The sequence below is a fragment of the Pseudomonas fragi genome (assembly GCF_900105835.1).
In the GTDB taxonomy this organism is placed as follows: domain Bacteria; phylum Pseudomonadota; class Gammaproteobacteria; order Pseudomonadales; family Pseudomonadaceae; genus Aquipseudomonas; species Aquipseudomonas fragi.
In genome coordinates this window covers 245425-258054 of sequence record NZ_LT629783.1, presented here as the reverse complement: position 1 = coordinate 258054, position 12630 = coordinate 245425, and the positions used below count along the sequence as shown (strand labels likewise).

At 60.8% G+C, this 12630-nt stretch carries 10 protein-coding genes and 3 tRNA genes; 4 read left to right on the top strand and 9 right to left on the bottom strand.

Going from position 1 to position 12630, the window contains the following annotated elements:
- The first annotated feature begins 33 nt into the window (after nucleotides 1–33).
- Both BLU25_RS01170 and BLU25_RS01165 read left to right on the top strand, forming a co-directional pair.
- The gene (locus BLU25_RS01170; protein WP_083369480.1) at nucleotides 34–1275 is read left to right on the top strand and encodes an NAD(P)/FAD-dependent oxidoreductase; all 1242 of its coding nucleotides are present in this window, start codon (nucleotides 34–36) and stop codon (nucleotides 1273–1275) included.
- A gap of 16 nt (nucleotides 1276–1291) precedes the next feature.
- On the top strand, nucleotides 1292–2077 hold the full coding sequence (locus tag BLU25_RS01165; RefSeq protein ID WP_083369479.1) for an amino acid ABC transporter ATP-binding protein: 786 nt from the start codon (nucleotides 1292–1294) through the stop codon (nucleotides 2075–2077).
- A gap of 110 nt (nucleotides 2078–2187) precedes the next feature.
- On the opposite strand, the gene BLU25_RS01160 is transcribed toward BLU25_RS01165, so the two are convergent.
- Complete coding sequence (locus tag BLU25_RS01160; RefSeq protein ID WP_016780522.1) at nucleotides 2188–4224, bottom strand: NADPH-dependent 2,4-dienoyl-CoA reductase; 2037 nt, start codon at nucleotides 4222–4224, stop codon at nucleotides 2188–2190.
- 210 nt (nucleotides 4225–4434) lie between these two features.
- On the opposite strand from BLU25_RS01160, the gene BLU25_RS01155 reads away from it, so the two are divergent.
- Nucleotides 4435–5565, top strand: coding sequence for a carbon-nitrogen hydrolase family protein (locus BLU25_RS01155; protein WP_016780521.1), 1131 nt, complete (start codon nucleotides 4435–4437; stop codon nucleotides 5563–5565).
- A 4-nt stretch (nucleotides 5566–5569) separates the two neighbouring features.
- Nucleotides 5570–6610, top strand: coding sequence for an AraC family transcriptional regulator (locus BLU25_RS01150; protein ID WP_016780520.1), 1041 nt, complete (start codon nucleotides 5570–5572; stop codon nucleotides 6608–6610).
- A 235-nt stretch (nucleotides 6611–6845) separates the two neighbouring features.
- Here BLU25_RS01150 and BLU25_RS01145 read toward each other — a convergent pair whose 3' ends face one another.
- From BLU25_RS01145 to BLU25_RS01110, 8 genes are all read right to left on the bottom strand, one after another.
- Entirely contained in the window at nucleotides 6846–7679 is an 834-nt protein-coding gene (locus BLU25_RS01145) for a DUF2242 domain-containing protein (RefSeq protein ID WP_016780518.1), read from the bottom strand.
- A 288-nt stretch (nucleotides 7680–7967) separates the two neighbouring features.
- A tRNA-Asp gene (locus BLU25_RS01140) sits at nucleotides 7968–8044 on the bottom strand.
- Nucleotides 8045–8145: 101 nt separating this feature from the next.
- Nucleotides 8146–8222: transfer RNA gene (locus tag BLU25_RS01135), tRNA-Asp, on the bottom strand.
- 55 nt (nucleotides 8223–8277) lie between these two features.
- Nucleotides 8278–8353: transfer RNA gene (locus tag BLU25_RS01130), tRNA-Val, on the bottom strand.
- Nucleotides 8354–8451: 98 nt separating this feature from the next.
- Nucleotides 8452–9219: an SDR family oxidoreductase gene (locus BLU25_RS01125; RefSeq protein WP_029611362.1), complete on the bottom strand. Its 768-nt coding sequence runs from the start codon at nucleotides 9217–9219 to the stop codon at nucleotides 8452–8454.
- 8 nt (nucleotides 9220–9227) lie between these two features.
- Complete coding sequence (locus BLU25_RS01120) at nucleotides 9228–10439, bottom strand: O-succinylhomoserine sulfhydrylase (RefSeq protein WP_016780516.1); 1212 nt, start codon at nucleotides 10437–10439, stop codon at nucleotides 9228–9230.
- A 64-nt stretch (nucleotides 10440–10503) separates the two neighbouring features.
- A complete protein-coding gene (gene purF, locus BLU25_RS01115; RefSeq protein WP_016780515.1) occupies nucleotides 10504–12009 on the bottom strand; it encodes an amidophosphoribosyltransferase in 1506 nt (501 codons plus the stop codon).
- 41 nt (nucleotides 12010–12050) lie between these two features.
- Entirely contained in the window at nucleotides 12051–12608 is a 558-nt protein-coding gene (locus BLU25_RS01110; protein ID WP_016780514.1) for a CvpA family protein, read from the bottom strand.
- Nucleotides 12609–12630 lie beyond the last annotated feature (22 nt).

Below are 12630 nucleotides of genomic sequence, written 5' to 3'. Positions count from 1 at the left end.
TGCGAACACGGCCCCTGTTTTAAGGATTTGTTTATGCACTGCGACACTATCGTTCTGGGCGCCGGCATTGTCGGCGTCAGTACAGCGTTGCAACTCCAGGCCCGCGGGCGCAGCGTGGTGCTGCTTGACCGCGCAATGCCGGGCAGCGGCACCAGCCACGGCAATGCCGGGCTGATCGAGCGCGCCAGCGTCATCCCCTACTCGTTCCCGCGGGAGATCTCGCGCCTGCTGCGCTATGGCCTCAACCAGCAATCGGACGTGCGCTACAGCCTCAAGCACCTGCCCAAGGCCGGGCCGTGGCTGTTGAAGTACTGGCAGCAATCCGCGCCCAAGGAGCTGGCCAAGGCCACCCGCGCCATGCTGCCGCTGATTGAAAAATGCGTCAGCGAACACGACCTGCTGGCCGAACCGGCCGGCGTCACGGCGCTGATAGATGACAGCGGCTGGATCGAGGTCTATCGCACCCCGGCCGACTTCGACAAGGCCCAGCGCGATGCCGCAGCCCTGGGCGAGTACAAACTCAACTACCGGGTGCTGGGCGAGCAGCAGGTGCACGCCCTGGAGCCGGGCCTGCATACCGATGTGATCGGCGGCATCCACTGGCTTGACCCCAAGACCGTCAGCGATCCCGGCGGCCTGACCCGTGGTTATGCCGAACTGTTTGTAAAGCGTGGCGGCACCTTTGTCACAGGCGATGCCACCAGCCTGCGAGCTACCGCCGGGCAATGGCAGGTCGAAAGCCAGAAGGGCCTGATCGTCGGTAATGAAGTAGTGGTTGCCCTCGGCCCGCAAGCGCGGGCGATTTTCGAACCCCTGGGTTATCGCATTCCCCTGGCGATCAAGCGCGGTTACCACATGCACTACGCCGCCAAAGACGGCCAGACCATGCAGCACCCGATTCTCGATTCGGTGGGCGGTTATGTACTGGCACCGATGGTCGGAGGCATTCGCCTGACCACCGGGATCGAATTTGCCGACAGCGATGACCCGATCAATGAAATCCAGCTGCGCCGCTGCGAAGAACGCGCCCAACGCCTGTACCCGCTGGGTGAGCGCGTGGATGCCGAACCCTGGCTGGGCCGGCGCCCGTGCCTGCCGGACATGTGCCCGGTGATTGGCCCTGGCAGCCGCCACAAAGGCCTGTGGTTCAACTTTGGCCACGCCCACCATGGCCTGACCCTGGGCCCGGTGAGCGGGCGCCTGCTGGCCGAAATGATGACCGGGGAAAAACCCTTCACCGACCCTGCGCCCTACAGCGCCGAGCGTTTTCACTGATTACTGGAGACACACCATGCTTGCACAACCTGCTTACGTACACCCCGTGTCGCCAGTCACTGACACCCGCAAGGTAGTCGTGGATATCGCCGGGCTGAACAAGTACTACAGCGCTTTTCATGTACTCAAGGGCATCGACCTGAAAGTGCGCGAAGGCGAACGCATCGTGCTGTGCGGCCCGTCCGGCTCCGGCAAGTCGACGCTGATCCGCTGCATCAACCGCCTTGAAATCGCCGAGCAGGGGCGCATCCTGATCAACGACACCGACCTGTCGCTGCCTACCCGCGAGGCGAGCAAGGTGCGCAGTGAAATCGGCATGGTGTTTCAGCATTTCAACCTGTTCCCGCATATGAGTGTGCTGGACAACTGCATCCTGGCGCCGATGTCGGTGCGCGGTTTGTCGCGCAAAAAAGCCATTGAACTGGCCCAGCATTTTTTGACCAAGGTCGGCATTGCCAGCCAGGCTGATAAATACCCGAGCCAGTTGTCCGGCGGCCAGCAGCAGCGTGTGGCCATTGCCCGGGCGTTGTGCATGGAACCGAAAATCATGCTGTTCGATGAGCCGACTTCGGCACTGGATCCGGAAATGGTCAGCGAAGTGCTGGACGTGATGGTCAACCTGGCCGGCAGTGGCATGACCATGTTGTGCGTGACCCATGAAATGGGCTTTGCCCGGCAGGTGGCGGAGCGGGTGTTGTTCCTGGATGGCGGCATGGTGATCGAGGACTCGCCACCCGAAGAGTTTTTCAACGCCCCGAAAAGCCCACGGGCCAAGGCGTTTTTAGCGCAGATCGTGCATTAAGAACAAAGTCCCTCACCCAGAGGGTGAAGGGAATGATTTGTGACGTTGCGAATAGCTGCTTTTGCTTTTAGTCCCCTCTCCCTCAGGGAGAGGGTTAGGGTGAGGGCGCTTTACAGCTGCGCCGCCAATCTCGACCCCTGATCAATGGCCCGCTTGGCATCCAGCTCCGCCGCCACATCCGCGCCGCCAATCAAGTGCACGTTCTGCCCCGCTGCCACCAGACCGTCCTGCAACTCACGCAACGGGTCCTGCCCGGCGCAGATGACAATGTTGTCCACTGCCAACACCTGCGGCTCGCCTTCGCCAATGCGGATATGAAGCCCTGCATCGTCGATGCCCAGGTACTCGACACTGTTGAGCATCTGCACCTGCTTGTTTTTCAGACCCGCGCGATGAATCCAGCCGGTGGTTTTGCCCAGGCCGTCGCCTACCTTGGTTTTCTTACGTTGCAGCAGGTACACCTGGCGAGCCGGGGCATGCACCTCGGGCTTGATCCCCGCCACACCGCCACGAGCTTCAAGCGCACTGTCGATGCCCCATTCCTTCCAGAACGCTTCACGATCCTGGCTGGTGGCAACGCCCTGGTGCACGAGAAACTCCGACACATCAAAACCAATCCCGCCCGCACCAATCACCGCCACTTTGGCGCCCACCGGCTTACGCTGCAGAATCACATCCAGGTAGCTGAGCACCTTGGGGTGATCGATGCCCGGAATCGCCGGAGTCCGCGGCGCGATGCCAGTGGCCAGAATGATCTCGTCAAAACCGCCATCGACCAATTGCTGCACATCCACCCGGGTATTCAGGCACAGCTCGACGCCGGTGGTTTGCAGCTTGCGCTTGAAGTAACGCAGGGTTTCGAAAAACTCTTCCTTGCCCGGCACGCGCTTGGCCACGTTGAACTGACCACCGATTTCGCTGGCCGAGTCAAACAGCATCACCTCATGCCCGCGCTCGGCGGCCACGGTGGCAGCAGCCAACCCGGCCGGGCCGGCACCCACCACGGCGATTTTTTTCACGGCAATGGTCGGCAAATAATTGAGTTCGGTTTCATGGCAGGCACGCGGATTGACCAGGCAACTGGTCAGTTTGCCGCCAAAGGTGTGGTCAAGGCATGCCTGGTTGCAACCGATGCAGGTATTGATCTCGTCGCTGCGCCCGGCAGCCGCCTTGTTGACGAACTCGGGGTCGGCCAGGAACGGACGCGCCATCGACACCATATCGGCATCGCCTTCGGCCAGGATCTGCTCGGCGATTTCCGGGGTGTTGATGCGGTTGGTGGTAATCAGCGGCACGTTAACCGAGCCGCGCAGCTTGGCCGTGACCTTGCTGAACGCGGCACGGGGCACCTTGGTAGCGATGGTCGGGATACGCGCTTCGTGCCAGCCGATACCGGTGTTGATCAGGGTCGCACCGACCGATTCGACAGCCTTGGCCAGTTGCACGATTTCTTCCCAGACGCTGCCGCCTTCCACCAGATCGAGCATCGACAGGCGGTAAATGATGATGAAATTCGGGCCAACGGCTTCGCGCACGCGACGCACGATTTCCACCGGCAGGCGCATGCGGTTTTCGTAACTGCCACCCCAACGGTCGGTACGCTGGTTGGTGTGCGCCGCCAGGAACTGATTAATCAGGTAGCCTTCCGAGCCCATGATCTCGACACCGTCATAGCCCGCGCTCTGGGCCAGCCTGGCGCAGGTAACGAAGTCGCTGATCTGCTTTTCGATGCCCTCCTCGTTCAGCTCCTTTGGCTTGAACGGGTTGATCGGCGCCTGGATCGCACTCGGCGCGACCTGGCGCGGGCTGTAGGCATAGCGCCCGGCGTGAAGGATCTGCAGGCAGATCTTGCCGCCGGCATCGTGTACCGCGCGGGTCACGACCACATGTTTTTCGGCTTCTTCGACGGTGCTCAGCTTGGCTGCACCGCTGTACACCCCGCCCTCATCGTTGGGCGCAATGCCGCCAGTGACGATCAGGCCGACACCGCCGCGGGCCCGCTCGGCAAAGTAGGCGGCCATGCGCTCAAAGCCACCGGGCTTTTCTTCCAGGCCGGTGTGCATCGAGCCCATCAGGCTGCGGTTGCGCAAGGTGGTAAAACCCAGGTCCAGGGGGGCGAGCAAATGCGGGTAGCGGGTGGCGGTCATCGAAAAGCTCCACAACGGGCGAAATCACGGAACGCGGGATGCTCTGCGGCTCCCGTCGTTGATGTGAGGCACAGTAAAGACTCAACCGGCCCCACTCAATGACCCAAAGTTACAAATTATTAACCCTAATGCGCAGCACCCCTTGGCAAGCCGGCGCGCGCCACCTACCCTAGAGGCCGAATTCCGCTGAAAGCTGTCCGCTCTATCTCTATGCGCAAACTCATTGGCTGCACCTTACTGATTGCCCTTCTCGCCGCTGCCGGCAGCTATGCCTGGTGGACCACGCAAAGGGACGTTGGCCACTACCTGTCTGACCTGCGTATCGAGCTGGCCATCAACGACGGCGTCAATAACGACCGTGGCAACCTGCTGGGCATCGAACCCGATCTGTCACCACGGGATTATCAAAGCCTGGCACTGGTTCACCTCAAGCTCGCGGCGTACCTCAACAGCGCCCGCGACGCCGGCCTGATCAACGACAAAACCGTGGTGGTACTGCCGGAACATATCGGCTCGTGGCTGATGTTCCGTGGCGAAAAAAGCCAGCTGTACCAGGCGGCCAACCTCAATGAAGCCATGCACTGGCTGGCCATCAGCAACCCCTTGGCCTTCGCCGGTGCCTGGTTACGGGCCGACGGCGAAAGCCGGACCAACGATGCCCACCTGCGCATGAAGGCCTCCAGCATGGCCGCTGATTACCAGACGCTGTTCGGTGGCCTGGCCAAAGAGTTTGGCGTGACCCTGGTGGCCGGTAGCATTGCCCTGCCCGAGCCGCGTATCGAAAACGGCAAACTGCTACCCGGCAGCGGCCCGCTGTACAACAGCAGCGTGGTGTTTGACCGCACCGGCGCAGCGCTCGGCAAACCCCAGCTTCAGTTACTGCCCACCTATGAAGAGCAAAGCTATATCCAGCCAGGCCCCGACCATGAGTTGAATGTGGTGGATACCCCGGCCGGGCGCCTGGGCATCCTGATCGGCAGCGACAGCTGGTACCCCGAGAACTACCGCACCCTCAACGAAAAAGGTGTGCAATTGATAGCCGTGCCAGCGTTTATCGTCGGCAAGACCACTTGGGACAAGCCCTGGGGCGGCTATAAAAGCGTATCGACACCCAGCGAAATCAGCCTCAAGCCCGGCGAAGTGACCGAAGGCGATGCCTGGCATCGCCTGACCCTGATCAGCAGCCTGCCCAGCAGCACCGCCGAAGCGGGCATGACCGTGTTCCTGCGCGGCAAGTTCTGGGACAAGCACAGCACCGGCCAGGGCTTTATCAGCCGCAACGGCCAGACCAGCCCGGACCAGCCGGTGAGCGGCGCCCGGTTGCTCAATCTCTGGTTGTAATGCCATGAAGCCGCTGCCGATGCGTCTGGGCGATCTTTCGGTCGGCTTTGTCCAGGCCCTGGCTGACGCCGTACGCAGTTGCGCCCACGACCCGGCCCCCCTGCTCGAACAGTTTGGCCTGGACCCGGCCCGTCTGGCCCAGCCGCTGGCACGCCTGTCGATCCCCCGCTATATGCGCCTGGGCCACGCCGCGATTGCCCTGACCGGCAACCCGGCCCTGGGCCTGCGCATGGGCCAGCTTAGCCGCCTGAGCCAGGTGGGGCTGGCCGGGGTTACCGCAGCCGAGGCCCCCACCGTGCGCGAAGCGGCACGCACTCTGATCCGCTTCGAGCCCTTGTACGGCTCCAACTACCGCGGGCAATCGAGCCTGCACGAAGACGCCCGGGGCGCCTGGCTGCGGTTTTACTCCATCAGCCCGTACAACGCCTACAACCGCTTTGTGGTGGACTCGATCATCGCTGGCTGGTTGCAGCACCTGTCAACGGTCGCGGCGCAACCCTTGAGCTGCGAACAGATCGATATTGAATTCAGCGAGCCGGATTACGCGCAGCACTACAGCGAGCTGGGCAGTGCCGCAATCCACTTTCGCGCCGACACCAATCAGCTGCGCCTCAATCACGCCACCCTCGACCTGCGTAACCCCCAGCACTGCCCCAGCACCTGGGCGTACCTGCTGCAATTGTGCGAACGGGAACTGGAGCAACTGACCCGTACCCGCAGCCTGCGCGAGCGCATCACGCAATTGCTGGGGCCTTTGCTCAATGGCGGTCGCGAACCCGACCTGGAAGAAGTGGCGGCACGCCTGAAGCTGCCAACCTGGACCCTGCGCCGCAAGCTGACAGAAGAAGGCACGCAGTTTCGCGCCATTCTCAATGACACACGACGCGACCTCGCCATGACCTATATCCGCGATACGGAGCTGGCCTTCGGCGAAATCGCTTACTTGTTGGGGTTTGCCTCAGCCGAGGCGTTTCAGCGGGCCTTCAAGCGCTGGAATGCGCAGACGCCGGGGGAGTACCGGCGGCGTCAGCGCCAATCTGCCTGAAGCGATGCAGGGCTCAAAGCTCTGTCGCGTCATCGGCAGGGTCCAGCGGGTCCAGTTCAAAGGCCTGGTACTCAAGCAGCTCTTCCTGATAGTCGTCCATTGCAGCATCCCTTTTCAGTCTGTGTTAAGTCATGCCTGAGCATAAAGTGCCCGCATGAAGGAAAAATGACACCTTCGCGCGCACTGTCAATACCCATTGATAAACGTAGCAGAGCTTTTGAGATTTACTGCACAGTTATTGAACGGTGGAGGGCTCTACGGCGGCAGGTACGGGGGTGATGGCAGGCTCGGCTGCAGGCTCGACCACAGGCGTGACCGGTGCCACAACTGCTGGCACCGTTACAGGCACCTCAACAGGCAGCACAGGCTCAACGGTTGCCGGTGGCACCACCGGCTCGCTGACTGGCGCCACCACTGGCTCGGGCACGATAACCGGCACAGCTGCAGGCACAACGACTTCAGCCTTCACCGGCGCGGGTTCCGGCACCCCCAGTTCAGGCTTGGGTTGTTGCGGGGCGTGCTGCGCTTTCTTTTCTTCCTTGGGCTTAGGCAGGAACACTTCCACCAGGCCAAAGAAACGGTCATAGAACTGCGCCGAAGACACCGTCTCGCTGGCGACCTTGACCATCGAGTCATCGGTCGAACCAATCGGCATCGACACCGAACCCAGTACACCGACACCCAGGCTGGCAGAGTTGTTGACTTTCTTCAGTGCGTATCGGTCCTGCAGCGCGTTAGCGAACATGGTGGCGTGATGCTCAGAACCGCCATCGTCAGCACACACAATGTTGAAGCTGATTTCCAGATGGCTTTCGCCGGTTTGCTGGAAGCTCTTGTGGCCGCTGATCATCTTTGGGTCGTTGCTGGTGATGATATAGCCCTGGCTGAGCAAGGCGCGGCGTGCTGCTTCGCAGGCTGACTTGTCGGTCACCGGGTAATTGCGCGAGAACGTACCGGAGTCATCGAAGTTTTCATGTTCATAGATGGCTGTTTTCTTCGACGAACAACCTGCGAGACCAGCCAGCACGAGGGCGACTACAACGGCACGCACGGGAAATGACATAAGCATTGAAGATCCTGAAGAGAACGGTACGGGACGTATTGTGCATCAAGTGGTGTTTTTTGCGTGGGTTTGATTGGCTCATCCCCCGTTAAACTGCGCAGAGCCTGTGGGAGCGGGCTTGCTCGCGATGGCATCAGCGCGATCCATCAGAAGCACCGCGCCGCGTGTATCGCAGGCAAGCCAGCTCCTACAGAGTTTTTGCAGCATCCCGAGCCAAATCCCGGGCACAAAAAAAGCGACCCTAAGGTCGCTTTCTTTGTAGTTCCAGAGAGTTCAAGGGCTCTGGAGCAAATATGGCGCAGCGGACGGGACTCGAACCCGCGACCCCCGGCGTGACAGGCCGGTATTCTAACCGACTGAACTACCGCTGCGTATCGCTCGGACTTGCGCCCGTTTGAAACTTTTAAACCTGTGACTGAACAGCTTCGGTGCTTTTCAATCGCAAACCAGGCGAACCTGATTTGTACAAATATGGCGCAGCGGACGGGACTCGAACCCGCGACCCCCGGCGTGACAGGCCGGTATTCTAACCGACTGAACTACCGCTGCGCGTCGGTGGCAGCTCCTTTCGGAACGACCTTTCTCTTGCGAGAATCTCAAGAAGTGGTGGGTGATGACGGGATCGAACCGCCGACCCTCTGCTTGTAAGGCAGATGCTCTCCCAGCTGAGCTAATCACCCTTTGCTTCGTTGAGGCCGCGAAATTTACGCACCTATCGAAGCTAAGTCAAGGACGAGATTGGGTTTTTTTCGAAATATGCAAAAATAGTGGTCTGGCCTTACTCGCCGTAGATCATCTTCTTGCTCATGCCGCCGTCCACCACAAACTCCTGCCCCGTGACAAAACCAGCATTGCGCGACAACAACCACGCCACCATCGCTGCCACGTCTTCCACGGCCCCTGCCCGGCCCGCCGGGTGCTGGGCATGATCAGCCTCTGTCAGCGGAGCTGAACGCCTCACAGAGGGATCCCGGGCATCGATCCAGCCCGGGCTGACGGCATTGACCCTGATCTGCGGGCCAAGGCTGATGGCCAGTGCGTGGGTCAATGCCAGCAAACCGCCCTTGCTCGCCACATAAGCCTCGGTATCAGGCTCCGACTGACGGGCGCGGGTAGAAGCCAGGTTAACGATCGCACCACAGTGCGCACGCAGATACGGCGCGCAATGCTTGGCCAGCAACATCGGCCCGGTGAGATTGACCGCCAGGACGCGGTTCCAGTGTTGCAGGTCGAGGCTTTCGAGGGGCGTATTGTGCGGATCCGCAATCGCGGCGTTGCACACCAGCCCGTCGAGGCGGCCGAACTGCCCCAGCACCTGGGCGACACACTGGATGACATCGACCTCAACCGATACATCCATCGTCACAAACCAGGCACTTTCACCCAGCGCCTTGGCCACCCTGGCGCCCCGGGCACGGTCAATATCGGTCAACACCACTTGCCAGCCTTCACTGACCAGCCAGGCCGCAATCCCCAGGCCAATGCCGCGCGCAGCGCCGGTCACCAGCGCTACACGACCATTACCGCCAACCGGTGCTTCGAGCATCCAGTCGGTCACAGCGCAGCCAGGCCTCGTGCAAGGTCGGCCTGCAGGTCGGCAACATCTTCCAGACCCACGGCAATGCGGATCAGGCTGTCACGAATACCGGCCGCTTCACGCTCCTGCGGTGCCAGGCGACCATGGGAAGTGGTCGCAGGATGGGTAATTGTGGTTTTGCTGTCGCCCAAGTTGGCGGTGATCGAGATCAGGCGGGTGGCATCGATAAAGCGCCAGGCGCCCTCCTTGCCACCCTTGACCTCAAAACTGACCACGGCGCCAAAGCCGCGCTGCTGGCGCTGGGCCAATTCGTACTGTGGATGGCTCTTGAGGCCGGCGTAGTGAACCTTCTCCACGCCATCCTGCTGCTCCAGCCACTCGGCCAGGGCCTGGGCACTGGCGCAGTGAGCGCGCATACGCAGGTTGAGGGTCTCCAACCCCTTGAGGAAGATCCACGCATTGAACGGGCTCAGGGTCGGCCCCGCAGTGCGCAGGAAACCGACGATTTCTTTCATCAGCTCGCCACGACCGGCAACCACGCCGCCCATGCAACGGCCCTGACCATCGATAAACTTGGTTGCCGAATGCACCACGATGTCTGCGCCCAGCTTCAGCGGCTGCTGCAAGGCTGGCGTGCAGAAGCAGTTGTCGACTACCAGCAAGGCCCCCTTGGCATGGGCGATTTCTGCCAGTGCGGCGATATCAACCAGCTCGGCCAGGGGGTTGGACGGCGACTCAACAAACAGCAGTTTGGTGTTGGGCTTGATTGCCGCATCCCAGCCAGCCAGCTCGGCCAGAGGTACATAATCGACCTGCACGCCAAAACGCTTGAAATACTTTTCAAACAGGCTGATGGTCGAACCGAATACGCTGCGCGACACCAGGATATGGTCACCGGCGCTGCACAGGCTCATGACCACCGACAGGATGGCTGCCATGCCCGTCGCCGTGGCTACGGCCTGCTCGGCACCTTCAAGGGCGGCAATGCGCTCTTCGAAGGCACGGACCGTAGGGTTGGTGTAACGCGAATAAACGTTGCCCGCCACCTCGCCCGAAAACCGCGCTGCCGCGTCGGCGGCCGTGCGGAACACATAGCTGGAGGTCAGGAACATCGCATCGCCGTGCTCGCCTTCTGGCGTACGGTGCTGGCCTGCGCGCACCGCCAGGGTGTCGAACGCTACGCCGTCGAGGTCGCTGTCCAGCCGACCTGCATCCCAATCCTGACTCATGCTGCCACTCCTTGCTGTATTAGAGAAACGCAAACCGGCCCATCAGGGCCGGTTTGGTGAAATCCTAGTTGTTGTATATGCCGATGGTGGCACCCACACCCTGGGCAACCACCTTGGATGCATCGTTGCGCGCACGCTCGATACGCTCCAGGTAGTTGTCATCAATATCGCCGGTGACGTACTTGCCGTCAAACACCGCGCAATCGAACGCATCGATCTTGATCTTGCCGCCCCCCACCGCATCGATCAGGTCAGGCAGGTCCTGATAGATCAGCCAGTCGGCCCCGATCAGCTCGGCCACTTCCTGGGTGCTGCGGTTGTGCGCGATCAGCTCATGGGCGCTTGGCATGTCAATGCCATACACGTTCGGGTAGCGCACGGCCGGAGCGGCCGAGCAGAAGTAGACGTTCTTGGCACCGGCTTCACGAGCCATCTGAATGATCTGCTTGCAGGTAGTACCGCGCACGATCGAGTCGTCCACCAGCATCACGTTCTTGCCACGGAACTCAAGCTCGATGGCATTGAGCTTCTGACGCACGGATTTTTTACGCGCAGCCTGGCCCGGCATGATGAAGGTACGGCCGATGTAGCGGTTTTTCACAAAGCCTTCGCGGAACTTGACGCCCAGGTGGTTGGCCAGCTCCAGCGCAGCACAACGGCTGGTGTCCGGAATCGGGATAACCACATCGATGTCGTGCTCAGGACGCTCACGCAGGATCTTCTCGGCCAGTTTCTCACCCATGCGCAGACGGGCCTTGTACACCGACACACCGTCGATGATCGAATCCGGACGCGCCAGGTACACATGCTCGAAGATGCACGGGGTCAGTTTCGGGTTGGCCGCGCACTGACGGGTGTGCAGCTTGCCGTCTTCAGTGATGTACACCGCTTCGCCCGGTGCCAGGTCGCGGATCAGGGTAAAGCCCAGTACATCAAGGGACACGCTTTCGGAGGCAATCATGTACTCGACGCCTTCGTCGGTATGACGCTGACCGAAGACGATCGGACGAATGCCGTTCGGATCGCGGAAACCGACAATGCCGTAACCGGTGATCATTGCCACCACGGCGTAGCCGCCGAGGCAACGGTTGTGGACATCAGCCACAGCCGCGAACACGTCTTCTTCAGTGGGCTGCAACTTGCCGCGCTGCGCCAGCTCGTGGGCGAAGACGTTAAGCAACACTTCCGAATCGGAGTTGGTGTTGACGTGACGCAAGTCAGATTCGTAAATCTCCTTGGCCAGCTGTTCAACGTTGGTCAGGTTACCGTTATGCGCCAGGGTGATGCCATAGGGCGAGTTGACGTAAAACGGCTGGGCTTCAGCTGAAGTCGAGCTGCCAGCGGTTGGATAGCGCACATGGCCAATGCCCACGTTGCCGACCAGACGCTGCATGTGACGCTGATGAAACACGTCACGAACCAGCCCGTTGTCCTTGCGCAGAAATAACCGGCCATTATGGCTGGTCACAATACCGGCAGCATCCTGGCCGCGGTGCTGGAGGACGGTTAGCGCGTCATACAGCGCCTGATTGACGTTCGACTTACCGACGATACCGACGATGCCACACATGCGACGCAACCCCTACTTAATGGATCTGAACTGAACACCGCTCACTTGGGCTGGGTAGCCGGCAAGAGGTGCTCCTTGAACGGAATATCAGCGGGTACGCTGATTCCGCTGGCCAGCCACTGACTGCTCCACCCCAGAATGAGGTTTTTGGACCAGTCGGCAACCAATAGAAATTGTGGCACGAGCCGCGACTCTTGCCACCATGAGTCTTGCTGTACCGGCCCCAGGCTCAACAGCCCGACGGCAGTGACCACCAGCAACGCGCCACGCGCAGCGCCGAAGGCCATGCCGAGAAAACGATCGGTCCCGGACAGGCCGGTGACGCGAATCAGTTCGCCGATAAGAAAATTGATCATTGCGCCTACCAGCAAGGTGGCGACAAACAGGATGGTGCACCCGGCGATGACGCGGGCGGAAGGTGTTTCGATGTATCCGGAGAGGTATTGCGACAGCGAACCGCCGAACATCCAGGCAACGACCCCGGCAATGATCCAGGTGCACAGCGACAATGCTTCTTTTACGAAGCCGCGCTTCAAGCTGATCAAAGCGGAGATGGCGATGATTGCAACGATCGCCCAGTCAACCCAGGTAAATGGCACAGTTCAGCCTACGGATAGATGA

Bases quoted from the DNA above. Each gene is read 5' to 3' on its own strand.
- BLU25_RS01170 (WP_083369480.1), top strand. From the start codon at position 34: ATGCACTGCGACACTATCGTTCTGGGCGCCGGCATTGTCGGCGTCAGT.
- BLU25_RS01165 (WP_083369479.1), top strand. From the start codon at position 1,292: ATGCTTGCACAACCTGCTTACGTACACCCCGTGTCGCCAGTCACTGAC.
- BLU25_RS01160 (WP_016780522.1), bottom strand. From the start codon at position 4,224: ATGACCGCCACCCGCTACCCGCATTTGCTCGCCCCCCTGGACCTGGGT.
- BLU25_RS01155 (WP_016780521.1), top strand. From the start codon at position 4,435: ATGCGCAAACTCATTGGCTGCACCTTACTGATTGCCCTTCTCGCCGCT.
- BLU25_RS01150 (WP_016780520.1), top strand. From the start codon at position 5,570: ATGAAGCCGCTGCCGATGCGTCTGGGCGATCTTTCGGTCGGCTTTGTC.
- BLU25_RS01145 (WP_016780518.1), bottom strand. From the start codon at position 7,679: ATGCTTATGTCATTTCCCGTGCGTGCCGTTGTAGTCGCCCTCGTGCTG.
- BLU25_RS01125 (WP_029611362.1), bottom strand. From the start codon at position 9,219: ATGCTCGAAGCACCGGTTGGCGGTAATGGTCGTGTAGCGCTGGTGACC.
- BLU25_RS01120 (WP_016780516.1), bottom strand. From the start codon at position 10,439: ATGAGTCAGGATTGGGATGCAGGTCGGCTGGACAGCGACCTCGACGGC.
- purF (WP_016780515.1), bottom strand. From the start codon at position 12,009: ATGTGTGGCATCGTCGGTATCGTCGGTAAGTCGAACGTCAATCAGGCG.